This window comes from Halobellus rarus, assembly GCF_024494595.1.
GTDB classification, from domain to species: Archaea; Halobacteriota; Halobacteria; order Halobacteriales; family Haloferacaceae; genus Haloquadratum; species Haloquadratum rarum.
In genome coordinates this window covers 90,689-114,607 of the sequence record NZ_JANHDI010000004.1, presented here as the reverse complement: position 1 = coordinate 114,607, position 23,919 = coordinate 90,689, and the positions used below count along the sequence as shown (strand labels likewise).

Annotated in this window: 24 protein-coding genes and 2 pseudogenes; 7 read left to right on the top strand and 19 right to left on the bottom strand. The window is 65.5% G+C overall.

The features are described 5' to 3' along the window. Positions 1 to 62 precede the first annotated feature (62 nt). The 8 genes and pseudogenes from NO876_RS05720 to NO876_RS05685 form a co-directional block, all read right to left on the bottom strand. Positions 63 to 170 (bottom strand): annotated as a pseudogene (locus NO876_RS05720) (DsrE family protein); the annotation flags it as partial. Between the two features lie 88 nt (positions 171 to 258). After that, positions 259 to 1,695, bottom strand: coding sequence for a dihydrolipoyl dehydrogenase (locus NO876_RS05715; RefSeq protein ID WP_256420724.1), 1,437 nt, complete (start codon positions 1,693 to 1,695; stop codon positions 259 to 261). Between the two features lie 145 nt (positions 1,696 to 1,840). Further along, positions 1,841 to 2,858, bottom strand: a pseudogene (locus tag NO876_RS05710) (NAD(P)/FAD-dependent oxidoreductase). Positions 2,859 to 2,969: 111 nt separating this feature from the next. Then, a complete protein-coding gene (locus tag NO876_RS05705) occupies positions 2,970 to 3,467 on the bottom strand; it encodes a hypothetical protein (protein ID WP_256420723.1) in 498 nt (165 codons plus the stop codon). A gap of 241 nt (positions 3,468 to 3,708) precedes the next feature. Further along, positions 3,709 to 4,128: a hypothetical protein gene (locus NO876_RS05700; protein ID WP_256420722.1), complete on the bottom strand. Its 420-nt coding sequence runs from the start codon at positions 4,126 to 4,128 to the stop codon at positions 3,709 to 3,711. A gap of 118 nt (positions 4,129 to 4,246) precedes the next feature. Further along, positions 4,247 to 4,519 (bottom strand): hypothetical protein, encoded by a 273-nt coding sequence (locus NO876_RS05695; RefSeq protein ID WP_256420721.1) that lies wholly within the window; start codon positions 4,517 to 4,519, stop codon positions 4,247 to 4,249. 95 nt (positions 4,520 to 4,614) lie between these two features. Further along, a complete protein-coding gene (locus NO876_RS05690) occupies positions 4,615 to 4,923 on the bottom strand; it encodes a glutamate synthase-related protein (protein WP_256420720.1) in 309 nt (102 codons plus the stop codon). 144 nt (positions 4,924 to 5,067) lie between these two features. Next, on the bottom strand, positions 5,068 to 6,447 hold the full coding sequence (locus NO876_RS05685) for a RimK family alpha-L-glutamate ligase (RefSeq protein ID WP_256420719.1): 1,380 nt from the start codon (positions 6,445 to 6,447) through the stop codon (positions 5,068 to 5,070). 426 nt (positions 6,448 to 6,873) lie between these two features. Between NO876_RS05685 and NO876_RS05680 the strand changes: the two genes are divergently transcribed. Then, on the top strand, positions 6,874 to 7,557 hold the full coding sequence (locus NO876_RS05680) for a haloacid dehalogenase type II (protein ID WP_256420718.1): 684 nt from the start codon (positions 6,874 to 6,876) through the stop codon (positions 7,555 to 7,557). Positions 7,558 to 7,613: 56 nt separating this feature from the next. On the opposite strand, the gene NO876_RS05675 is transcribed toward NO876_RS05680, so the two are convergent. The 3 genes from NO876_RS05675 to NO876_RS05665 all read right to left on the bottom strand — a co-directional run bounded on the left by NO876_RS05675 (position 7,614) and on the right by NO876_RS05665 (position 10,062). Further along, entirely contained in the window at positions 7,614 to 8,228 is a 615-nt protein-coding gene (locus NO876_RS05675) for a hypothetical protein (RefSeq protein ID WP_256420717.1), read from the bottom strand. A gap of 1 nt (position 8,229) precedes the next feature. Then, the gene (locus NO876_RS05670) at positions 8,230 to 9,402 is read right to left on the bottom strand and encodes a DUF3179 domain-containing protein (protein WP_256420716.1); all 1,173 of its coding nucleotides are present in this window, start codon (positions 9,400 to 9,402) and stop codon (positions 8,230 to 8,232) included. Positions 9,403 to 9,648: 246 nt separating this feature from the next. Further along, a complete protein-coding gene (locus NO876_RS05665; protein ID WP_256420715.1) occupies positions 9,649 to 10,062 on the bottom strand; it encodes a hypothetical protein in 414 nt (137 codons plus the stop codon). A gap of 105 nt (positions 10,063 to 10,167) precedes the next feature. Here NO876_RS05665 and NO876_RS05660 point away from each other — a divergent pair, with 105 nt between their 5' ends. Further along, entirely contained in the window at positions 10,168 to 10,884 is a 717-nt protein-coding gene (locus NO876_RS05660; RefSeq protein WP_256420714.1) for an NAD(P)H-hydrate epimerase, read from the top strand. A gap of 28 nt (positions 10,885 to 10,912) precedes the next feature. Here NO876_RS05660 and NO876_RS05655 read toward each other — a convergent pair whose 3' ends face one another. From NO876_RS05655 to NO876_RS05645, 3 genes are all read right to left on the bottom strand, one after another. After that, complete coding sequence (locus tag NO876_RS05655; RefSeq protein ID WP_256420713.1) at positions 10,913 to 11,290, bottom strand: winged helix-turn-helix transcriptional regulator; 378 nt, start codon at positions 11,288 to 11,290, stop codon at positions 10,913 to 10,915. 222 nt (positions 11,291 to 11,512) lie between these two features. Further along, positions 11,513 to 12,358, bottom strand: a complete 846-nt coding sequence (locus NO876_RS05650) for a hypothetical protein (RefSeq protein WP_256420712.1) — start codon at positions 12,356 to 12,358, stop codon at positions 11,513 to 11,515. A gap of 32 nt (positions 12,359 to 12,390) precedes the next feature. Beyond that, entirely contained in the window at positions 12,391 to 12,975 is a 585-nt protein-coding gene (locus NO876_RS05645) for a DUF7344 domain-containing protein (protein WP_256420711.1), read from the bottom strand. Between the two features lie 446 nt (positions 12,976 to 13,421). On the opposite strand from NO876_RS05645, the gene NO876_RS05640 reads away from it, so the two are divergent. Then, complete coding sequence (locus NO876_RS05640) at positions 13,422 to 14,153, top strand: hypothetical protein (protein WP_256420710.1); 732 nt, start codon at positions 13,422 to 13,424, stop codon at positions 14,151 to 14,153. Positions 14,154 to 14,174: 21 nt separating this feature from the next. Continuing rightward, entirely contained in the window at positions 14,175 to 14,825 is a 651-nt protein-coding gene (locus NO876_RS05635; RefSeq protein WP_256420709.1) for a hypothetical protein, read from the top strand. Positions 14,826 to 14,885: 60 nt separating this feature from the next. Here NO876_RS05635 and NO876_RS05630 read toward each other — a convergent pair whose 3' ends face one another. Together NO876_RS05630 and NO876_RS05625 are read right to left on the bottom strand one after the other, a co-directional pair. Next, a complete protein-coding gene (locus NO876_RS05630) occupies positions 14,886 to 16,121 on the bottom strand; it encodes an ABC transporter permease (protein WP_256420708.1) in 1,236 nt (411 codons plus the stop codon). Further along, positions 16,121 to 16,822, bottom strand: coding sequence for an ABC transporter ATP-binding protein (locus NO876_RS05625; protein WP_256420707.1), 702 nt, complete (start codon positions 16,820 to 16,822; stop codon positions 16,121 to 16,123). The genes NO876_RS05630 and NO876_RS05625 overlap by 1 nt, the downstream gene beginning before the upstream one ends. Positions 16,823 to 16,916: 94 nt before the next feature. On the opposite strand from NO876_RS05625, the gene NO876_RS05620 reads away from it, so the two are divergent. Beyond that, positions 16,917 to 17,993, top strand: coding sequence for a LolA family protein (locus NO876_RS05620; protein ID WP_256420706.1), 1,077 nt, complete (start codon positions 16,917 to 16,919; stop codon positions 17,991 to 17,993). 166 nt (positions 17,994 to 18,159) lie between these two features. Beyond that, positions 18,160 to 18,570 carry an ArsR/SmtB family transcription factor gene (locus NO876_RS05615; protein WP_256420705.1) on the top strand — a complete coding sequence of 137 codons (411 nt, stop codon included), beginning with the start codon at positions 18,160 to 18,162 and terminating at the stop codon, positions 18,568 to 18,570. A 242-nt stretch (positions 18,571 to 18,812) separates the two neighbouring features. On the opposite strand, the gene NO876_RS05610 is transcribed toward NO876_RS05615, so the two are convergent. The 3 genes from NO876_RS05610 to NO876_RS05600 form a co-directional block, all read right to left on the bottom strand. Then, positions 18,813 to 22,421, bottom strand: a complete 3,609-nt coding sequence (locus NO876_RS05610; RefSeq protein ID WP_256420704.1) for a PAS domain S-box protein — start codon at positions 22,419 to 22,421, stop codon at positions 18,813 to 18,815. A 265-nt stretch (positions 22,422 to 22,686) separates the two neighbouring features. Next, the gene (locus tag NO876_RS05605) at positions 22,687 to 23,154 is read right to left on the bottom strand and encodes a YccF domain-containing protein (RefSeq protein WP_256420703.1); all 468 of its coding nucleotides are present in this window, start codon (positions 23,152 to 23,154) and stop codon (positions 22,687 to 22,689) included. A 101-nt stretch (positions 23,155 to 23,255) separates the two neighbouring features. Next, positions 23,256 to 23,468, bottom strand: coding sequence for a hypothetical protein (locus NO876_RS05600; RefSeq protein ID WP_256420702.1), 213 nt, complete (start codon positions 23,466 to 23,468; stop codon positions 23,256 to 23,258). A gap of 171 nt (positions 23,469 to 23,639) precedes the next feature. Between NO876_RS05600 and NO876_RS05595 the strand changes: the two genes are divergently transcribed. After that, a complete protein-coding gene (locus tag NO876_RS05595) occupies positions 23,640 to 23,870 on the top strand; it encodes a hypothetical protein (RefSeq protein ID WP_256420700.1) in 231 nt (76 codons plus the stop codon). Positions 23,871 to 23,919: the final 49 nt, after the last annotated feature.

The window sequence follows — 23,919 nt, the reverse complement described above, 5'->3', positions numbered from 1 at the left end:
GGTTCCCAGGCCGCCGGTGATCAGGCGGATGCCCACGAGAGTCAGGAGCCCGAGAACGAGGATCCGTCGGTCTCGGCGAACTCCTTGGCCGTCTCGAGTCCGTTCACGACTCGACCGACGTTCGCGTGTCCGTCTGTCCCTGCCAGAATCACGATCGCTGCTTTCGTCATCACCACTTGCTACTCTCGGGGGAGTCAAAAGCTCACGCGAACGAGCCCGTAACCGAGTTACACGCGTGTTACCGGGGAGAGAGAACGTTCAGTGCTGATGTCGGTGGCCGCCGTCACCGCGGCTGAACTGCCCGGAGAACGCCCGCTGGACGACCTCCGGCAGTGCCGGGTGGATGTGGACGGCCTCGCGAATGTCCCGCACCGTTCCCGACCCGGACTTCATCGCGACGACGACCTCCTGGATCAGCGAGGACGCCTGCGGACCGATGATGTGACAGCCCAGAATCTCGCCCTCCAGGTCGATCAGCACCTTCACGAATCCCTCGGTCTTCATCGCGTCGCCCCGGGCGGTGTCGCCGTAGCTGTAGGTGTTCGTCGCGTACTCGCGATCCGCGGCCCGGAGATCGCCCTCGGACGCGCCGACGCCCGCAACCTCCGGCGAGGCGAACACCGCGAACGGCATCGCACTGTAATCGACCGGTTCCAGATCCTCTCCGAAGATATTCCGCGCGACGGCCCGCGCCTCGTGGTTGGCGCTGTGTTTCAGCAGGTACTCGCCGACGATGTCGCCGAGCGCCCACACGTCGTCGGCGGTCGTCTCCAGGTACTCGTCGGTCTCGACGAACCCCCGCGCGTCCGTCTCGACGCCGGTCGCGTCGAGGTTCAGCGTGTCGGTGTTGGGAACCCGCCCCGCGGCGACGAGCAACGCGTCGCCGGTCACCGTCACCGGCTCCTCGTCTTCGACGATGCCGCCGTCGTCGCCGTACTCGTACGGCCGCGCCTCGACGGTCACCGACTCGCCGTCTTCCGAGACGGCGGTGGCGGCGTGTCCCGTGTGGACGGTAAAACGGTCGACGTAGCGGTCGGTGAACGCCTCGGCGACCTCCTCGTCGGCCTCGGGGAGGAGGTTCGGCCGGCGGCCGACGATCGTCACCTCGCTCCCGAACGTCCCGAAGAAGTGGCCGAGCTCGGCCGCGATGTAGCCGCCGCCGACGATAATCAGGTGTTCCGGCGGCGTCTCCAACTGCAGCGCCTCGGTGCTCGTCAGGTAGTCCACGTCGTCGATGCCGTCGATCGGCGGGACCGACGGACGGGTCCCCGCGGCGATCAGGACGGTGTCCGCGCGGAGGCGCGCTCCGTCGTCTTCCCCGCCGGAGATCTCGACGGTCCGTTCGTCGACGAACCGCCCCTCGCCCTCGAACAGTTCGTGCCGCGACGACGAGCGCAGGCCGCTGCGGATCGACGCCGAGTCGGCCTCGACCTCCTCGTTCACTTCGCGAACGATGTCGGCGAAGTCCACGTCCTCGACCGTCGCGTCGATGTGGAACTCGTCGGCGCGTTCGATCGTCTCGAGGACGTCCGCGTGGTACAGCAGGTGCTTCGAGGGGATACAGCCCCGGTTGAGACACGTTCCCCCGATCGGCCCCTTCTCGACGACGGCGACGGACTGTCCCTGATTCGCCGCGACGTTCGCCACGTCGAGACCGGATCCCGAGCCGATGACCAGAAAGTCGAACTCTTGCATACCGTTACACTCGGTGCGCCGGGTAATGAATGGGGAAGCTACCCGGCGGTAATCCGGCTCGGTGATCCAACCAGCCTGCGCCGGAGGCGCGGATTCTCCGGTCGACCGCTGTCATACGGTCGGTCGTCTTTTCCTGGGGACCGTCTCAATCGTACGTGTGGAAGTCGACCGCCTGTTCGAGCAGGTCGTCGGGGATTCCGGGGATCTCCTCGGAGCGGACCGGTCCCGCCTCCTCGAGGACGTCCGGATCCCGGGGGAAGTCGCGGAGGGAGAAGTGGACCGAGATGCCGGCCTTCGCGCCGTCCGCCAGCGCGATTGGGACCTGGTTGTGTCCGGGCGTCAGGTCGCCGACCGCGTACACCTCTTCGACGGAGGTCTGTCCGTGATCGTCCACGGCGACGGTGCCGTCGTCGTTGAGCTCGCAGCCGAGTTCGCGGGCGAAGCCGTTGTTGTACTCCGCGCCGTACATCGCGAACCCGCCCTTGTACTCGCGGACCGTCCCGTCCTCGAACTCCATCGCTTTCAGCCACCCGTCCTCGCCGTTCTGCACGCCGGCGACGTCCTCGTGGACCACGTCGACGGGGTGGTTCTGCAACATCTGCTCGGTCTCGTCGCTCCACTCGGGGTCGTCCCCGCGGGTGAGCAGGTCGACCTCGTCGGTGAAGTCAACATAATCGCGGCGACGTGGGCCGCGCTCTCGGAGTGGCCCATCACGTACACCGACTCGTCGACGAACATATGCGCGTCGCAGTGCAGACAATGTGGAGGCCGCGGCCGGTCCGCGGGAGCGGCGGGTCGGGCCGGACGTCGTTGAAGCCGGTCGCGAGCACGACGTACTCCGCCTGGTAGTTTGCACTGTTTCCGCACAGCTCTATCGCTCCGTCTTCGGTCCGGTGACAGGACGAGAGCATATCCCGGTGGAGGTCGCAGCCGTACTCCTCCAGTTGGTCCTTTCCGACGCCCAGGAACTCGTTTCCGCTGGTCTCCTCCCGAACGCCGATGAGGTTGTGAACCTCCTGCGTCATCGCCGCACGCCCGCCGCCGCGATCGACCAGTGCCGTCTGATGTCCGAGACGCGTGCTGTAGAGCGCCGCGGTCTGTCCGGCCGGCCCGCCGCCAACGACGACGACTTCGTACTCATCGGTGGGAAGGTCCTCTGCCATACGACAACAGACCGTGGTGGTCTAAAAAAGCGTATCCCGGACCGGCAAGCGCTCCCCACACCCGATCCGAACGCGGGGGAGCGGACGGCGTCCGGCGGCCGACGCTATCGGCTACGCTCTGCGGTACAGCAGGCCCACTGTCAAGGCCATCCCCACCTCGGCGAGTTTCGAGGCCGCGGCCCAGGCGTCGCCGGTGAGATGTGATGCGACGTTCTCGACGGGCGTGAGTCCGTGAAACAGTGGTTCTCGTCCGGGGAGGAACCCGCCGTGACCGGTGAAGTGCCAGGCGAAGTAGCCGACGACGTACGTGGCGGCGATCAGGACGCCCGCGGCGTAGTACGGTCGACGATTCGGTGCGTTCCGGCTCAGCGAGAGGCCGACGAACAGCGCGGTTCCCGAGAGCACGAACGCGAGGGGACGGGGGTCGAACACGAGGGCGGTCGGATTCGCGGTCAGCGCACTGGCCAGTCCGATGATGCCGTGTTCGGGGTGAAAGAGGTGAATGGCCGCGACGAGCGCAGTGAGTATCGCACCGACGTACGGCAGCGCGTTCTTCGTCCCGTCAGATTCCGATTCCGCCTCCCGAGTCACGCCGTCTGTAGCACCCATTAGTATGTCTCGTGTCCGTTCCGGTATTTGAACGTACGTGGGTGGTGTAGCCCGCACACACACTCGGAACGGATCAATAATCCGCTGTCGGAGCACCCTCCGGCGACGCGTCGGCGACGACCACGACCTCGTCGTCCTCGCCGACGTAGTCCCGGCCGAACGACGGGTCGTCGATACCCGGAATCGCGTCTCTCGGGAGGACGGATCTGACGTTTATCCCATCGTACCGGGTTGCGACGGCTCACATTCCATCGGTACTGGAACCTCCGTTCCGAGCCATTATCACGCCGCTCACCAGCATCAGTGCGGCGAGGACGGCCATCCCGGCGTCCCATCCCATTCCGGCGGTCACCGTGCTCCCGCCGTTCATCCCCATCGCGCTTCCGCCCATCGCGCCGCCGTTCATCATTCCGGTCCCGAGGAGGGCCTGATTGAGGAGCATCACGAGCGAGTAGGCGATCATCAGCGGACCGCTGGCGGCCCCGAGCCTGTCGGCGTAGTCGGTGAGCAGGACCGCTCCGTGGAGGAGCACAACGACCCCGAGGAGGCCCATAATCCACCCGCTCGTGGTCATTCGCGTCGCCATCGACGCGCTCCACAGCGAGTACAGCCCGGAAGCGAAGGCGATCGCCGCGCCGTAGATCCTGGTATTTGATATCATACCGCTACGCACACCCCCCGAACCTAAAGACCCATCCCAGCGGAGCGAAACCGACGGGGCCTTGTTCCCCGTTACCGCCGGGATAGGCTCGATAGCTGTCGATCCCCGGACCCCGTCGCTACTCACAGTCCAGTTCACAGTCGTAGGTCCGGCTGTATATCCAGTATCCCTCCGCGCTCGGCGGCATCGGCGACGCCTGGTCCATCGAAAGCTTCGGGCCCTGCTCCCGATCGAGAGACTCGACGAAGTACCAGGCCCCGTCCCGCTCGGAGATGTTGACCCGATACTGCCACACGTTGATGCGCTCTGCGCCCACGTACACCGCGTAGGAGTCCGGGAGGACGTCACCCCGTTCCGGCGTCGGTTCCGGCGCGGTCGTTCTCGTCGCCATAGATCACGGAAGGTAGCAAAGGAGTATGTTGCTATCGCGCGCCGCCTCTGACTGTACACGCGAGCGATAGTTATATATACTCTCTTGTCCCGCCGCTACCGGCCGACGCCCGCGTACTCGACGCCGGTCAGGTCGGCGATCTCCCGCTTCCAGGTCGTCAGATCCCGTCGCTCGAAGCCCGAGAGGCTGTCGTGTCCACAGGCTCTGGCCATCACCTTCATCAGCGAGACGGTGGCCTCGAAGAAGTTCTTCAGTCCCTCGGCGGCGGAATCGGTCACCACTCGATTCCGGACGTCCTCTCGCTGTGTCGCGATTCCCACGGGGCAGTTGTTCGAGTCGCAGGCCCGCATCCCGAGACAGCCGATCGCCCCGGCGACGTGTTCCAAGACGGCACGTCGTCTCACGGCTGAAACACCCGTTCGCCGCCCCGTTTCGGTGGTTTCGGCACCCGCGGCCGTGACATCATCGGACGCTCCCGACCGTGGCCGCCGGCGACAGCGATCGGTCGGATCGATAGCCGCCCGAGGGTTGGTGGTTGATCACCACGGCTATTCCTCCACCGTCCGACTAACGTCGAGCGTGTACGACTCCAGGACGTCGCGACCGAGAAGCACCGGATACCGCATCCCCGACCGATCGGTGACGCTGGTCGTGACGGGCCGCCACCGTCCGTTGAGACGCAGGTCGACGTCGACGAGGGCACGGGTTTCGGTACCGCTTCCGATACCCGACCGCACTTGCGTCGTCCCGACGAGCGGGCCGGCGCCGATCCGTCCGGCGAGGTCGGTGTCGATGCTCGTCCGTTTCGCCCCCGTGTCGGACTTGGCGACGACCGTTTCGGTTCCGCCGTGGCCGTTGATACGTATCCGCGTCGTGTATCCGAGGACCTCGTCCGTGCCTCGCTCGACGAGCGGCGGCTTACAGTCGGGAACCGAATCGTCGAGCGTCGATTCGAGATCCCTCACCCGTGCCGCGTCGACGCTCCCGCCGGCGCGTTCGATCGCCAACCGGGCGATGTGCGGCGCCACCGAGACTCCGGTCGCGTCGAACAGGCCCTTGAACCCGGCGGTAGCGTTGAGTTCGAGAACGAACCAGTCGTCGTCGACAGACATCAGGTCGACCCCGGCGAGATCCAGATCGAGCGCGGCCGTCGACTCTATCGCGAGTCGTCGGGGCTCCCGGCCGAGGCTGTCGGTGATGCCTTCCACGTCGCCGCCGAGCGCGACGTTCGCCCGCCAGTCGTCCTCGGGGGCCTTCCGGCGCATCGCCCCGACGACCGCGTCGCCGACGACGTACACCCGCACGTCCGACGGTCGACCGTCCGATGCGTCCAGGAATTCCTGGAGGAACGAGCGTCGATTGACGATCATCGGCCCCACCGGGTCGTCCGGCGAGACGACCGACATGTGCCGTCCGTTCGTACCGACCGTGTGCTTGTGGACCGCATCGCCGGGTAGATGCTCGGGCCACGCCTCGACGGTTCTGGGAGACCGCCCGAAATACGCGTCGGGAACCGGGATCCCGGCCGCGGCGAGTTTCGCCGCGGCCCGGTACTTGTGGAGCGTGTTCGCGACCGCCCGCGGCGAGTTCACGACTGGGGTCGTCTCCTCGTAGAGGAACGCGAGTTGGAGGTCTTCGAGCCGTGACTCGCTTTTCGTGAGCAACATCCGGTTGACGAGTACGTCCACGCGGGGCGAAAGCTGAAAACGCCCGTCTCGGATCCGCGAGGTGACGTTCTCGTCTCGGATCCACACCGGTTCGTGCCCCAACGCCCGGACGGCGTTCAGAATCGCCTTGGTCTCCTTGCTGTTGTGGAGGCTCAGCACGCCGACACGTCGTTTCTCGGACGCGGCCCCTGGCTCACCAGTCCCCGAGCGATGTAGCTCCGTCGCTCCTTCCCGCTCTGCGGAACCGGTAGCGGCGGTCATGGGGGAGTCGCTTTCGTGTTGTCGGGACAACGTATTATCGGTTCGGTGACCGTGCAAAATAGTTACACGCGCATTACTGATTTAATCCGCTCCCAAACCGTTGAGATAGCCATGACCGACGCGGAATCCGAAGCGTTCGCCTTCGAGGGTGGCCGGGTCGAACCGGGCGAGACGGAAGAACTGCGCTATTCAGTGAGCGAGACGTATCTGAGAGGATCTGAGACCGGTTCGTCGTCTCCAGAACACACCCGAGACGGCTCTGAGCGATCGTCTTCGATCCGGATCGACTCGTCGAGGTGAAACGAACTGATGCCGTCTGAATCGGGGTGCAAAACACCAACTAGCGCGATCCGAACCCTACTAGCGCGATCCGAACCCGGGTGGAGAACACCGAGTACTATCAGCCTGCCCGCCGTCTTGTGTACGATGACGTTCGAGCCCGACCGCGTGAGAACGGTCACGTTCGACTCGTACAGCACGCTCGTCGACGTCGACGCGGCCGAAAAGGCGCTGGCCGACCGCGTCGAAGCGCCCGAGCGCGTCTCGAAGCTCTGGCGCTCGCGATCGATCGAGTACACGTTCGTCGCCAACCACGTCGACGCCTACCAGCCCTTCTACGAGATGAACCGCGACGCCCTCCAGTACGCGCTGGACGCTCACGACGAGAGAATCTCGGCGGACGAGCGCGACGAGATCCTGGCCGTGTACCACGAACTCGACGTGTTCGACGACGTCCGCGGCGGCATCGAACGACTCCGTTCGGGCGGGTACGACTGCTACGTCGTCTCGAACGGCGACCCCGAGATGCTGTTGTCGATGGTCGAACACGCCGGGATCGGCGACCTGATCGAAGACGCGATCAGCGCCGACGAGGTCCGGACGTTCAAGCCCGACGCCGAGATCTATCGCCACGCCGCCGGACGGACGGGGACGCCGATCGGGGAGCTCGCCCACGTCACAGCGGGCTGGTTCGACGTGATGGGAGCGAAACACGCCGGGATGCAGGGCGTCTGGGTCGATCGGAAAGGGACGCCCTGGGAGCCGTTCGACGGCGAACCCGATCTCGCGGTCGAATCGTTCCACGAACTGGCCGACGCGTTAGGCGTCTGATGCCGACGTCGAGCGTCAACTGAGAATATCGACCGTCCGAAGCGCGGCGGGACCGGTCAGCTTCCGATCCCGCCGGACAGCAGTTCGAGGTCGACCTGGCGACCGACGAGCAGGAGTCCGCCGACGAGCATCGCGAGCGCGACCGGAACCAGGAACTGAAAGCCCGTGATGACGGTCGCACTCGCCTGGACGCCGATCACGAGCAGTATCGTCGGTCCGCAGCAGGCCGCGCCCGACAACAGGGCCGGGACGCCCGCCAGGACGCCGGTCGAACTCTCCAGACCGCAGGCCCGCGGCTGGATCACGCCGAGGTACGAGAGCGCGAAGTTCGCTCCCACGAGGGTCGACAGGACGACGGTGACCAGCAGATTCAACGGCGAAAACAGGTAGGTGACCGGCCCGGCCGACACGACCGCGACGGCGTCGAACCGGAAGAACCCGAGGCTTGCGAACGCGCGGGAGAGGTCGTCGACGGTCCGGACCGCGAACCCGCCCGTCCCGCCGCTCACGAACGAGAGATCTCCCACCGTCACGAGATACAGTACGAGGTAGGCCCCGCCGGTCCCGAGAAACACCAGCCGCGAGTCCCATCGCCTCCCTGCGGCTTCGAGAGCGGCGGCTGTCCGAGGGAGCGTCCCGGCCGAGTTCGTCTCCGCGGTTGCGTGGTCCATTTCAGGTATACAGCGTCGTGTCGGGGTAGAAACCGCTCCACGCGAACCACATCGCGTCGAACGCGAGTACCCGTTTCAGGGGGAGCGCGTCCGGCGCGTGGGCGTCGCCGTTTTCTCCGAGCACCCGACCGTCGCGGTGCTCGAACGCCGCCTCGTCGGGGTTCTCGTAGACGTAACCCGTGTCGAGGGTCGGTTCGTAGACCGCGAGAACCGGCGTACCGCCGAGTTGCCCGTCGATGAGCTTCTCCTCTCTGAGCGTGTCTTTCTCGAATGCGGCCGCTCCGCCGGGCGTCCGCGCACCGATCACGACCCGCTTCGGCTGGAGGCGATCGTCCTCCGAGAGCGAGCGAAACATCGGGCGTGCCTCCGGGGCGTAATACCCCGCCCGGGGGTTGTACGATCCGTAGGGGTCCCGATCGTAGTTCTTCGCGAACCCGGTGTCACGCGAGAGAACGCGCGTCTCGGGGAACCGGTTCGTCCATCGCTCCCACGTCGTCCAGACGACTCGGAACTCGCGGAGCGACCGGATTTCGGGATTCTCGTTCCACGGGCCGGGAATGGCGGTCGAGAGCACCTGCGGCCACCACGTCTCCGTGGCGCGGTCGTACATAATCAGGTTGTTGTTCACCAACCGCCCGGAGACGCCAAAGGTGGTCTCGCCGCGTTCGAACCCCATCGCGGTGCCCGTCAGGGGGCAGTAGGTGACGCTCACGGGCGTCCCGTCGACGACGTCGTTACAGATCTCGTGTGCGACCAGTATCGACTGGGGATACGCTTTCGGCTCGCCACCCATCGCGATCCCGAACACCGGATCGCCCGGATCGAGATCCGCCGACGCTTCGTCGGCCGAGACGAACTTCGGCCGCTCGATCGCCGGGATGCCGTCCTTCGGCGGGCCGCCGGACACCGCCTCGTTCCGCAGCGCGGACGGCTCCATCGGAAGCGGGAGTCGAGCGTCTCGCGTCGGCGGGGCCGATTCCCCCCCGCTCGGTTCTCCGGACGGCGCTTCTCCGTTTTCGCCGGGCTCGGCCGACGATCGTTCGCCGGTGTCGCCGGAGCCGCCCGCACCCCCGGAGTCGCCGGAGCCACCGACGCGTCCCCCGCCGAGACAGCCGGCGAGCGATGCGACTCCGATACCGGCAAGGACGGCCCGGCGAGTGAGAAGTCGCGTCATTGCCTCTGTATTCGTCGTAGAACGGCAAAAGCGCTCCCTAACCTCTTGGTAACCCCCGCTGCATCGGTCTAGCGGGGCGCGAAGGCCACCCCGCTGTCACGGATGTCCGGTTACCTCGGGCGCCCGATCTCCCGGTAGGCGACGCCGAGTACCGATCCCCAGAGCGCGTGTCCGACGAAGCCGATAATCAACGACTGCAGCCGTGGCTTCCGCCTCGTACGTCTGTGAAAAATCACGCTCACCACACTAGCCTCGGCTCTCGCGACGCACTTCGGGGTGAGCGGAGAGCACGACGAGCGCGGCGGCGGTGGCGAGGTTCAAGTACACCGTGGGACGGTCGAATCCGACGACGACCTCGACGAGCACCCACCCGATCAGGGCGACGGCGACGACCACCGTCGCGGGCCGTCCCCATCGCCGTCCCGCATAGAGCGCGTAGGTGACGGCGGCGGGCAGCAGGCCGAAGATAACGACGAGCACGACTCCCGGCACGAGGAAGTTCCCGAACGGCGTCCCGGCGAGCGTGCCGACCGAGAGGCCGACCATCGACCCCGAGGGGTCCAAGACGAGCGCACTCCCCCCGAGGAGCGCCCGAATCGAAAGCTGACCGAGCGCGACGAACACGAGCCAGACGCCGATCGGCCGTCCCCGTATATCCATCGTGTTCGATACGTGATCGCCCGCATACGAAGGTTTCGCCCGTCGGATTCGGCGGTAGTCCCCGACGGACACAGCGTTTTATCGACCGCGCCCGGAACGACGAGTATGGCAACGGGGCGGTTTCACACGTCGACCGGAACCCCAGTCCCGGCAGTGACCGCGGAGACGATGCGGCGCGTCGACCGCGTCGCCGTCGACGACGTCGGAATCGAACTCCTCCAGATGATGGAGCACGCGGGTCGAACCCTCGCTTTCCACGTCCTCCGCGTCGGCGGCGGTTCGGCCCTCGTCGTCGCTGGGAACGGAGGCAACGGCGGCGGGCTGGCCTGTGCTCGCCATCTCGCGAACCGCGAGGTCGACGTGTCGCTCGTGCTGGACCGCGACCCCGACGAACTGACCGGTGCCGCCGCCCAGCAGCACCGTATCCTCCAGCAGATGGGAGTCCCGACCCACGTCGGTCCCGGTTTCGTCTCCGAGAACGACTCGGCCGACGTCGTGGTCGACGCGCTCATCGGGTACGGACTCACCGGGCCGGTCCGCGAACCGGCGGACGAACTGATCCGAGCGGTGAACCGACACGGCGCGCCGGCGGTCTCGCTCGACGTGCCCTCCGGCGTCGACGCGACGACCGGAGAGACGCTGGGTGACGCGGTCGATCCCGACCGCACCGTCACGCTGGGGCTTCCGAAGACCGGGCTGCGGGATCGCGCCGAAACGGTCTTTCTCGCCGATCTCGGGATCCCGCGGGCGGTCTACGACCGGCTCGAAATCGAGTACGAGAACCCCTTTGGTCGAGGTTTCTGGGTGGGGTTGCGCGCTTGATCCGGCGGCTCTCTGGGGATTCCGACACCTACTCGTCGGACGGCTCCGTGAGGTGTTCGAGCCCCCAGTCCCGCATCGCGTAGATCACCGGCTCGAGCGAGCGGCCGTGTCCCGTCAGCGAGTACTGGACCCGGACCGGCTTCTCGCTGATGATCTCCCTGTCGACGAGTTGCTTCTCGCCGAGGTCTTCGAGGCTGTCCGAGAGGACCTTACTGGAGATGCCGTCGACGTTCTTCTTGAGTTCGTTGAACCCGCTGGGGCCGTGCTCCAGGAGACGGTGGACGATCACCGGATGCCACTTCTTTCCAATGAGCGACGACGTCGTCGTCACCGGACACCACTCCTCGCCCGCACACCACACTTCGAGCTTCACCTCGGCGTCGGAAGGCTCCCCGCTTTTCGACATACGAACGTGTACCTCCTACAGCCACCTAATGGTTACGTATGGTGACCCGGTTACAATTAGTTACCAAAGGCCCCGGAGATGGATCGAAACCTCTACGCGGTGAGAATTTCGACGGCGGAACTCACGTCTCGGATTACTCGGTACGCTCGGCGATCTTAGCCCTCGGCACGCCCGGCGATCTCAGCCCCGACGGGAGCCGCACCGGCGGAGGCGATATCGTCCCTATTCGCTCCGACCGACGCTGCCGTTCGTGACGGACGCGTTCAACAGGGAATGCTCGTCCAGCGGCAGATCTCCGTAGGCGACGCCGCTGCCCGACTTCGGCGTGTCGTAGACGCCGGCGTTCCACCCTGGGTGGACGTACGCGACGTCCGCGTCGGGGGACTCGATGGCCACGATGGTCCAGTCGTCGGGAGTCCGGTTGACCTGCGGACGGACCGGGACGCCGGTTTCGAGCTTCTCGTCGCCGTCGAGCGTCACGACCGAGAGTTCCGTCACCTCTTTTTCCGGCGGCTTTTCGGCGAGCCACACCCGCGCGGGGATGCGCCCGTCGCCACCCTGAGTCTCGATCTCCGCGTTTCCGGCACCGTCGAACCTGACTCCGGTCACGCTGGTATCGCCCGGGAGACACGTGACCGCGTGTACGCGGTCGAGGGAGACGCTCACCCCGCCACCGCCCCCGTCGGCCTCGAACAGGAGCGTGACGTCCTCTTCGGTCGGGCAATCGAGGGTGACGTCGACGGTGTCCGCTGCGCCCCCACCGAGGCGGTCGGGAGCGTCGACAGACTCGATCGTCGCCCCGCTCTCGGCGTTGACGATCGAGACGTTGACGCCGAACGTATCGAGGTCCTGGCCGAACTGATTGTGGTACTCGACGACGGCGGTGGATTCGTCGTCACGGACTTCGTCCGCGAGCGGTTCGTATCCGAGGTAGGCCGAGTCGTCGTCGGTCACGTTGACGGCGAGGCCGCGGTCGGCGTTGACCGCCGTGAACCCGGCCGTCCCGAACACGAGTCCGACGGCCGCGGTGAACGCGAGCACGAGGCTCAGCGTGCGGAGCGCGCTCATACGTCGCGTCGGTGGTTTCCGGATGGTCCGGGTCATATCTGCCGGAGTTCGGGCGGTCGTTCGGACGTCCCGAGACGGGTCCGCTTTCCGACGACGTAGTGAACGATCGAGGACACCCCGAAGGCGGTGGCGATGAACGCCCCGACGTCGATCGGCGCGAGCGTCGCGAATCCCGGCGTGCCGGTCGCGACCGCGAGCAGGAGTGAGAGGGCGATGCCCGCGAGCCCCACGTAGTAGAGACTCCACGGGATCTCCGTGCTCTGGAGAACCTCGACGTAGATGTCCAGGTCTTCCAGCCTGTCCGTCGCTCGGACGAGGTTCTCCTCTTCGTCGATCGTCACGAGATTCTTCTCCTCCATCTTCGGCAGGTGCGTGCGCTGCAACGTGCTGTACACGTTCCGACGGTCCTCGTAGCGGACGTCCTCCGGGTCGATATCGACCTCCCACGCGGTCACGTGCGTGGAGAGGTCGGCGATCTCGACCGGCTCCTGGGCGCGTTTGAGCGCGTGGACGACGTAGCGTCGCCGCCGATTCGACAGCACTTCGAAGATGTCGTCTTCCGATAGGTCACCTCCGTTCACCGCCGACTGCTTCCCTGTAGTGATGGCAGATAGCATTGTTGTGATCCTCCCTTGTTTCGTTCGCCGGTGGGTCCCCACCCCGGGCCGGCTATTTCGGTCAAATGTGTGAGAGGAGACATCATAAATAGGTTGGATAGTTAACTGGTCAGGTTCAAAGATCTGATACGAATAGTCGATCTCTATCGATCGCGAAGGGGCGGCCTGAATTCACGGTGAAATTTGAAGCAACGCCTCTAGGTCACAGCTTCTCACGAGACGAGGTCCTGAACGGCTATAGGCGGCGGCTATAACGTTTCAGGGTCGTCCTGATGTCGACAGCGAGACGTCCCTTCGGCGTATCGAGACACACACGCTATTCATCGAGACAGTCTCGCTCTCGTGTCGAGAATCTCATAACGAAGTACCATCCTCCCTATGGATCAGGTGAGCACTCCCGGCCCGGACGGCGGGTCGCGGGGGTGCCAACACAGGTGAGATACGCTATGGAACGACGCAAATTCGTGATCGGACTCGGTGCATTGGCTTCAGGAAGCGCGGCCGCGATGGGGACAGGCGCGTTCACTGCCGCGGAACTCGACGGTCGGGAAGCGAACATCGGTGTCGTGGATGACACGAACGGGCTGATCGGTCTTGAAGCAGGCGACAGCGAACTCGTCTCGAATGATGGGGGCTCCAACGACAACGAACTCGTCATCAACTTCAACCCGGATGGGCCCGGAGATGGTGTCAATCCGAATTCGAAGTACCAAGTTGGTGGACTCGGGGGAATCGGCAACCTCGACGAAGTCCCTGGAAACCCGACGCTGGATACCACCGTTGAGGATGTCGCAATCGACACGGACAGTGACATTGAGGACCACTACGCGTTCAAACTGCTCAACCAGTCCGGGTCGGACCAAGCAATAGAAGTGGCGTACGAGGCCAATGAAGATTTCCCGTCGGAAGCTGAAGTGTATATGGTCTCTCAGTACGAGGAGGGGCAAGATGACTCGGAGCAGACGAGCGCACTCATCGCGTCGGCGACGCCCGATGCTCGGGAGGCGAGTATCATCTACTCCGACGACACTGACTACTCGACAGACGTCGATTCGGGGAAGGACGTCAAGATCAGCCTCCTCGTCGTCGTCGGCGACGCGGATACAGGTGACGATCTGGACGGCGATATCACTGTCCGCGCGGGGAGTCACGACGATTTCAGCACCGCTGATCAGTAACTCCACCACGGGGATTCAACTATGAACCGACGTGACGTCTTGGCCGGGCTGGGAGCACTGGTCGGTACGGGAGCGCTAGCCTCCGGTACCGGGGCGTTCGGTGCTGCGGAGGTCTCCCGGCGGTCGAAGATCGAGGTCGTCGACGACAGCGACGGGCTGATCGGACTGGTCGCCAACGAGGCGATCGCGGGGGTTCGAATGAGTAGTGGCGGCGAACTGACCGTCTCGCTCGGCGACGGTGATCCCGGCGTGAACGTCAGCTCGGTCTATCAGTTCGGCGCGTTCGTCACCGACGACGACGTGAGCGACATCACGGGCGACACGTTCTCCGTGGTCACGGACGACGATCCCTCTGATATGAGCGATGGCCAGGACTCCCTCGAATCAGCGTTGGCCGTCGTGAACCAGTCCGCCGAAGACCTCTCGATCACGATCGACTTCGAGCTGAACGACGACATCGATGGCGGTACCGAGTACGCCTTCGAGCTGCAGTCCTCCCAGGGCGGTAGCGGTTCACGGGAGGGACTCGCGACGAGTCCGATAACCGGCCAACTGGACGCTCAGTTGGCCACCGGCGAATCGATCGGACTCTCGTTCATCGTCAACGCACTGGAAGGCACGACGACAGACGAGATCTCGGGGAGCCTGAGCCTCTCCGCGACAGCCGTCTAGCAACACGCGTACTATTTTCGGACACGGCGGAAACTTCCCTCGAAAGTCGCCTCAAAGACGTCACTCGTACCGCAGCGCGTCGATCGGATCGACCCGGGCCGCCCGCCACGCGGGGTAGAGCCCGGCGACCACGCCGACGAGGACGCCGACGAGGACGGCGAGCGCCGACCAGTACGGCGCGAAGGCGAACCCGACTTCGGCGTAGCGGGTCGCCGCCCAGCCGACCGCGAGGCCCAGCGGAAGCCCCAGGACCGCCCCGACGGCTCCGAGCAGCGTCGCCTCGAGCAGGAACAGCTCCATCACGTCGCGGTTGCGCGCCCCGACGGCCTTCATAATCCCGATCTCGCGGGTGCGTTCGGTCACGCTGACCAGCATGATGTTGGCGATGCCGATCGCGCCGACGACGAGGGCGATGACGGCGATACCGGTGACGAAGCGGGTGATCTGCTGGATCACGTCGCTGATCTGCTCGGCGAAGTCGCCGCTGGTCCGCGCGACCAGGTCGACGCCGCTGGGCGCGAGGTGGCGAGCGTCAGACTCTTCCCGGAGGTACGTCTCGACGCGCTCTGTAACCGCGAGCGTCTCGGCCGGGACCGCGACGACGGTTAGCTGCGGGTACGCGCGCTGTCGGGCGTTCGCACCGGGGCTCTCGACGACGGCCTGGTAATAGGGGTCGGCGGGGACGTAGAACTGCGGCTGCGGCCCGAAGTTGCCCACCGGCAGTTCGCCCGCGGTGCCGTTGACGACCCCGACGACGGTGAGGTTCCACGTCTCGTCGGTCCGGCGGACCGTGATCTCGTCGCCGACGGTGACGTTCCCCTCGAACGTCGTCTCCGCCGCTGCGCGGTTGAGAACGGTCTCGTCCGCGCCGCTCCGGAAGCTTCGACCCGCGACGAGCGTCTCGTTCGTCACCGCCGCCGGCGTCGTCGCGGTCGCCCCTTGGATCGACACCGTCTCGCCGCGGTGTGTCACAGAGTTGGCGGGGATCGAGCCGCGCGGGATGACCGCTTCGACGCCCGGGATCTCCGACAGCCGGGCGATGTCGTACTCGGTGAACACCGGTTGGAGCGCCTGCTCGAAGCCCTCCTCGTCGGCGGGCTGGCCGAGGACGTAGACGTTGTTCGCGCCGGAGTCGGAGATGCTGCCGACGATCTCCGACTCGACGCTCGCGCCGAACGTCGCGAAGGCGACGACCGAGGCGATTCCGATGACGACTCCGATCACCGTCAGCGCCGACCGGAGTTTGTGCGAGCGGATCGACCGGGCCGCGATGGTGAACGACTCCCGCGGGTCCATCAGTCGATCAACTCCTCGGTCCGCTCGACGACACCGTCCCGCACGTGAACGATCCGCTCGGCGCGTTCGGCGATCCGCCGCTCGTGGGTGACGAGCAGAATCGTGTGCCCGTCGGCGTGGAGGTCTCCGAGCAAGCCCATAATCCGTTCGCCGGTCTCGGTGTCGACGTTGCCGGTCGGCTCGTCGGCGAGGATCAACTCCGGGTCCGGCGCGAGCGCGCGAGCGATGGCGACCCGCTGCCGCTGGCCGCCGCTGAGCTCCGTCGGCTTGTGGTCCAGTCGGTTTCCGAGTCCCACCTCGCTCAACAACTCCCGTGCGCGCTCGCGACGTCGGCTTCGGTCCCACCCGTCGAACACGAGCGGCATCGCGACGTTCTCGACCGCCGTGAGCCGAGGCATCAGGTTGAACGTCTGGAAGACGAACCCGACCCGGCTCCCGCGGATCGCGGCCCGCTCGGCCTCCGTCGCCGTCGAGAGGTCCCGCCCGCCGACGGTGACACGTCCCTCGGAGGGGGTATCCAGGCCGCCGACGAGGTTCAAGAGCGTGCTCTTCCCGGAGCCGCTCGGTCCCATCACGGCCGTGTAGGATCCGCGTGGCAACGACAGCGACACACCGCCGAGCGCCTGCACGGTACCGCCGAGGTCGTACGTCTTCCGGACGTCCGTCAGGGTCACTACGTCGTCCGCGTCTGCCTGTCCCATTCGGGCCCACTTAGACGGCGACGCGTATCAGCGTTGTCCGGGAGAGGGAACGCCCGCAGGAACACACTTCATCTTCCAGTCCTAACCGGCACCTATGAGTTCCCGATTGGGAGGAGGTCGCGGTCTGGTCGTCCTCGTGGCGGTCGCCCTCGCCCTCGCAGGGTCGGCAGCCGTCACGGGTGCGATCGGACCGTTCCAGCAACCCTCCGGCGACGAAGTGCTCGACCGCGTCGAGGAGCGCTACGAGAGCGCCGAGTCGATCACGACGACGGCCGCGGTGACGATCGAAAACGAGAGCGCGTCGACGACCGCGACCGTCGAGGTCGCCGCCGCCGACAACCGGAGCCGCACGGTCGTGACTCACGACGGGGCGACGTACCGTGTGGGATCGAACGGGAGCGTCGTCTGGGCTGTCGGCCCGAACCGATCGGCCGCCTGGTCCGCCGACGATCTCGCGGAGGGTGACCGGGAAGCGGTTGCCCGACCCGCCGGCCCCGCGGGCGTGACGTCGAGCGAGCACAGCGAACGTCTGTCTCGGCACGGCCACCCGACGGTGAACGCCTCGAACGTCACGGCGACGCTCGTCGGCACGCCGTCGGTCGACGGGGTCGATACCTACGAGGTTGAACTGACACACCCCGAGGCGGACGGGTCCACGTCCCTGTGGGTCGCACAGGACGACTACCGGGTCGTCCGCGCGGTGGCCACCGACGGCACGAACCGAACTGTGGTCTCCGTCGAATCGACCGCGTTCGACGTGTCGATCCACGACAGCACGTTCGACCCGCCGACCGATCGCGTCGCGCTCTCGACGTTCGAGCGCCACGACGACTTCGCGGCCGCGCAGTCGGCCACGGACCTGACGCTGCCCCGCCTCGACGGCACCTTCGCGGAGGCGACGGTCACCGTTCGTCAGGGCGAGACGATCGTCGCGCAGCGGTACGTCACCGACGGCGGGAACGTGAGCATCGTCTCGACGACCGCGGCCGATCGGTTCGATCGGCTGGCGGAGAACGCCTCCACGACGACGGTCGACAACCGGACGGTCACGGTGAGCACCGCTGAGAACCGTTCCGTCGCGGCGTGGTCCGAGGACGGCGTGACGACTGCGGTCGTCGTCGAGGGATCGACCGATCGCGCGATCGAGATCGCCGGTCGGTTGTCGACGTAACGACGCCGCCTGCCGACGGTGTTGCTGCCTATCGACGGTGCGTGCTGACTCCCGACCGACGTCGGAGCTCGTCGCCGCATCGGTCAATCCACGTTGCCCGCGAACGGACCGGTCATCTACGGGCGTAGTGAGTGCGCTTGTGGGGATCCGACCCGACGTGGAACGTATGAGTCACGTCCTTCAGCGGGAGACTACCGCCGACCGACCGGACCACGTCTCACGGGTCGTCGATCTCGACGACAGCGAGTCGGAGAGCGTGTTCTCCACGCTGTCCTCGACGGTCGCTCGTTCGATCCTCACGGAACTGTACCGCGGTCCGGCGACGCAGTCGGAGCTCGCAGATCGGATCGACACCTCGATCCAGAACGCCAGCTACCACCTCGACAACCTCGTCGAGGCCGGTCTCGCCGAGGTGATCGACCAGTGGTACTCCGAGAAGGGACGGCGGATGGACGTGTACGCGCCGGCCGGCGACCCGCTGGTGCTGATCGTCGGCACGCAGTCGGAAGCGGGTGAGGTCTACCAGACGGTATCAGATCAGCTGCCGTCCGAGCCGGTCCCCTCTTCGGGTGACTGAAAGGAGCGCGGTTCGGGCCGAGCACGCCCACGAAAACCAGGACGTCGAATCGCGCAGAATCACCGGTGAAGGGAGCCGCCGTTGGGGCCGACACGATCGAGCGAACCGTCGTCGACACGATTGAGCGAACCGTCGCCGACACGGTCGAGCGAACCGTCGCCGACACGATCGAACGCATCGTCGCCGACCCGATCGAGCGTATCGTCGTTCTCACCGAATCCGATGGAACAGTTGGGTCGGAGTCAGGGACCGTCGCCGAACAGGAGTTCGAAGGTCTCTCGTTCCGCGATCCGGAGGTGCTTGTTGAACGTCGGCTGGGTGATTCCGAGCCGGTCCGCGACCTCGCTGCCGTCGTGGTCGCGGGGCCACTCGAAGTAGCCCGCCGAGAGCGCGGTCTGCAGGACTTCGAGCTGACGGTCGGTGAGTTCCGAACCGAGCCGGTCGCTTATCGTCGCCGGAGTTCGATCGCGCTCTCGGTGCTGTCGTTTCGCGACGAGTTCGAGAGAGGGGGCAACGGCTTGCAACCGCTCGACGAACGACCTGACGTCGGCCTGCTCGGGGACCTCGACGACGATCGTCGTCTCGCCGGGATCCGCCGAGGCCTCCCGCAGCATCCCGCCGTACTCCGCCAGCGGCGCGCCGAACCACCCGTCCGTCCGCACCTCGAACAGCGGCGACGAACCGTCGGCCACGACGTCGACCGATCCGGGGAAGGTCCGGTCTACGACCGCCTCCAGGTCGCTCGGAACATCCCCCTCGAAACTGAAGTAGAGGCTCACGGACCCGTCCTGTCTGGCGACGGTCCGTTCGAGTCGCACGCGACAGTCGGCGGCGGCGGCCGCGGCGGCGAAAGACAGCTCGTCTCCCGAACCCCGGAACTCCAGTTCGACAGTTTCGTCGGACTCGAGGGCGCGACGACGTTCGATCGCAGCCAGCGCGTTCGCGATCGACGTCCCCAACTGCGAGAGCACGTCCCGCTCCCGGTCGCCGAAGGCACCCGGTTCGTCGTTGCCGATGACCAACACGCCGTGGGTGATCCCGTCGTCGGTCAACGGAACGGCACAGATCGACTGGTACCCCGCCGAGAGCCCGTGCTGTCGCCATTCGCCGGTCAGGCCGCTATTCACCAGCGAGTTCTCGACCCGCACCTCGCCGCTCTCCCAGGCGGTCACCGCAGGATGGGGGTCTGCGGTGTCCTCGTCCGTTCGGAGGTCGTTCGTCTGGACGAATTCCTCTGACGCACCGACGACGGTCCGGGGCGTCAGGCGCTCGGCCCCGACCCCGGCGTCCCCGATCCACGCGAGGTCGTACGGACCGGGGTCGACGAGGCGCTGGCAGACCGCCCGTTCGACGTCACCCGACGTCGAGGCGTCCGTGATCGCGGCCTCGACCTGTTGTGTGAGGCTCGCGATCCGGTCCAGCCGTTCCGCGCGCTCCGTCTGCGTCCTGAGCTGCTCTTCTTGTGCGGCGAGGCGACGCTGTCCCCGGAGATGGTTGAGTGCGGCCTCCAGCGTCGCCGCGAGGATGTGCGTCGCCTGGACCGTCTCGGGGTCGAACGATTCGTCGGTGGACCCGGCGAGCAGCACTCCGTGCGTCCCCAACGAGAGCGCGCGCCAGTCCGCCAGTTCCGCAAGGGGTTCGGACACCCCACCGTCGGCGACGCCGCTCCGGTCTCCCGCGCTGTCCGCCGCGGCGACTGACCCCTTCGTGAACGTCTCCCAGAGCCTGCCGTCGCCGGCTCTGATCGGCTCGCTCTCGATATCCTCGGAGAACGCGCCGACGAACGCCTCCGGTCGGAGGACGCCGTCGTCGTCGTCGTAGAGGAAGACGGCGACGGCGGGGAGGTTCAGGGTCTCGGTCGCCGCCGTCACGGCCATCTCGGCCGCTTCCTCGGGCGTGTCCGCCGTCGCCAAGTCGTCGGTGGCGTCGTCGAAGGAGGCGATGCGGCGTTCGCGCGCCTTGCGCTCTGTCACCTCTCGGTTGACCGCGATCCACCGGTCGACGTCGCCGGTGCCGTCGTAGACGGGGTAGCCGCGGACGCTGATCCAGCGGACGGAATCGTCACCGTGGCGAACGCGGTACTCCAGTTCGTAGGTGTCCTGCGGCTCGCGGTCGGGGTCCGTCAGGTCCCGCCGGATCCGTTCGTACTCCTCGCGGAACCACTCTCTGTCGTCGGGGTGGACGCGGTCGATGAACGCCTGTGGATCCTCGTAGATCCGTTCGGTCGGGATGTCCCAGAGGTCCTCGAACGACGGCGAGGCGTAGTACACCTCGGATTTGTCCGGCGAGGACATGTAGATGGCCTCGTCGACGCGCTCGGCGATCATCCGGAGGTTCCGCGCGGTGCGCTTGCGTTCGGTGACGTCGCGGCTCACGATCACGACCCGACGCGGCGTCCGCCCCCAATCGAGTGGGTAGTACTCCGAGTGTACCCAGCGGATCTCCCCGTCGGGGCGTTCGATCCGGTACTCCATCGTGTAACTGTCCGCCGCGTCGTCGGTTTCGATCTCGCGAGCGAGTCGCTCGACGAACTCCCGGTACTCGGCTTCGTCCTCCGGGTGGAGCGTCTCGAAGAACCCGTTCTCGTACTTTTCTCTGAGGCTATCGAGCGGCTGTCCCCAGATGTCTTCGTATCCCGAACTCAGGTAGTCCGGCGTCTGCGACGGCCGGGTGAGCTCCGTCGCCGACGTCAGATAGATCGCGTCGTCGATCCGGTCGAGGATCGCCGTGAGTCGCCGCTCCGTTCGCCGGCGGTCGGTGATGTCGCGAACGCTCCCGAGGACGCGCTCCTTTCCGCGGATACTGACCACGCTCAGATGGACTTCGACCGGGAACGTCTCTCCGTCGGCGCGCTGGTTGCGCCACTCGAACAACTGTGCGCCCTCTTCGCGGGCCGCTCGGATTCGCTCCAGGACGCACTCGTACGTGTAGCCGGACCCCGTGACGATGTCGACCGTTTCGCCGAGGAGCTCCTCGCGATCGTACCCGTTCATCTCACAGAACCGATCGTTGACGTCGAGGATCTCCCCGGTTTCGGGATGGTGGACGACGAGCCCGTCCGAGACGTTCTCGAATATCTCTCGGTACGTTTCCTCGAGTTCCCGGCGCTCGGTCAGGTCTCGGAAGAGGATGGCGGCCCGTCCACCCCCCATCGTCGCCGCGGTGAAATTCGCCTCCAGACGTCTGCGCTCGCCCGCGGCCGTCTCTATCACCCACTCGACGGACTCGGCGTCCCCGCTCGTCGCGACCGCACGCAGGATCTCGTAAGCCCGCGCTTCGGTGTAGCCCTCCTCGGCCACGCTGATGCCCCCGATGCCACGTTCCCGTAGCGTCTCCTGGTCGTAGCCGGTCAGCTCACTCATTTTTCCGTTAGCTTCGAGGAGTTCACCGGCCAACGGATCGTGGAGCGTGACACCGTCACCGACGTCGTCGTAGACGTCGGTCAAACTCCGTTCCTCGACTGCGCTGTCGACCGCAGCGGACACCCGTTCCACGAACAACTCCGGATCGCTGTCGACGATCTCCCCCGGGAGCGTTTCGGCAGCGCCAGCGTTCACCATCTGGAGAACCCGTTCTTCGTCCCACTCACCAGTGAGAACGATGACCGGTACGGCCGGGCGTTCTTCGGCCCACTGACCGACCGTCTCGACCGCGTCGACGTCCGGATGTGTGCTGTCCAGAACCAGGCAGTCGACCGGGTCTGGGCCGGCTTCGGACGTCACAGTCGCCGGATCGACCGCTTCGGCGACCAGTGAATCGCCGTTCCCACCCCCCTCTTCGGAGATAGCCCGCACGGCCCGTCGCTCACCCAGTACGGCGACGCGTGGCGCGAGGGCACCCACAGCACACATAGCTACAGTACCAGTTTCGACGACCGTAAATCGTTCGTGTACTGTGGCGATACTGTTTAGTTAGGAGGGAAATTGTCAGGAATTGTGTAGAGAAGACTTTGGAAGCCCCTTCCATTCCCACCCAGCAACGGCTCTCTGGCCAGCAATCGCTTAACTAAACACGACCGTCGAACGCCAGATTTCCACTGAATTGGCCATACATCGACCAACGTGTGCTTTTGCGGTAGTCGTACTGTGATTATCTGTTCGGCCGGATCAAGAGAGCTCAGTACTTGTACAGCGAGACGACGAACGGAAGGCGGTCGTACATCCAGACTGCCACCGGGAGTCCGACGATGCTAATCGAAGCGAGCCACGCGATCGACATCCAGACTCCGCTGAACCACCAGCCGATCAGGAGGAAGTACACCCCACGAACGACGAGTGAGTACTGCTCGCTCGTGGATTCGGTGACGGTCACGTCGCCTGCCTCGGTTCGCGCAATCGTCACCGTGACCTTCTGATTCTTCAGTGAGACGATCTTCGGCACTTTGTTGATCATCTTGATCCCGAGCGGCATCCCGATGATCGTGAGGTTGAGGAACCACGCGATGCTCAGCCAGATCCCGCTCGCCCACCATCCGATGAGGAGGAAGTACACTGCGCGAACCACGATCGAGGGCGTCGTGTCACGCTGTTCGACGGTGACATCCACACCGGCGTCGGTCTGGTTCTCTGTCGGTGAGCCGTTCATAGGCGAGACTACGTTGAGAATGGGTTTAACACCGCGGACGAACGTACCACTTCTTCTCGAGGAACGCGCCTGTGAGGCTTCCGATTCGCTCGGGACAGATTCTATGGATCGATATGATGAACTGCCTCGGGAGACAGCAGACGACCGGTCGGCAAGGCGATCCACCCGTTCGGCAGTAGACGAATGCTACCCTGGTGGATCACTCGTTCCTGTTCAAAGTCGCCGTATACGGTCGCTTTTTCGTACTCGATTACGGATTCGGACGTTAACTCCTCAGCGACCTCATCCCATACCGAAGTGGTCGAGATAACCATATTTGAGGGTTGGATCTTCCAGATATTGGGCTTTTATACGGACTCGTCCCCCGATCGACGGCCCGATCTATACGCACGCATATCGGTCATTCAAATTCGGTATGACTGGTATACTCTGTGCAACACCATCTGACGGAACCGTAATCCGCTGGAAACGTGTAGACAGGGTCGATGACTGAACCGGTGATCCTGCTGTTGGTCGGTGTGACGCTCGTCCAACTCCTGTTCGGCGTCGTGATGTACTTCGACGCGAAGCGACTTGACCTGCAGGACCCCGAACAGTATTGGCTCGGCGTCGTCGTCCCCACGATCGGCTTCGTCGTGATTCTGTACTACTTCTCGGAGCGAAAGAACCTCCCCAAGCAGTCCAAATCGGACTCGCAAGACGAGCCGGCTCGGTAGATTCGACCCGCGAGATAATACGGGAAAATCAGTCGAAGTACGGGAAGGA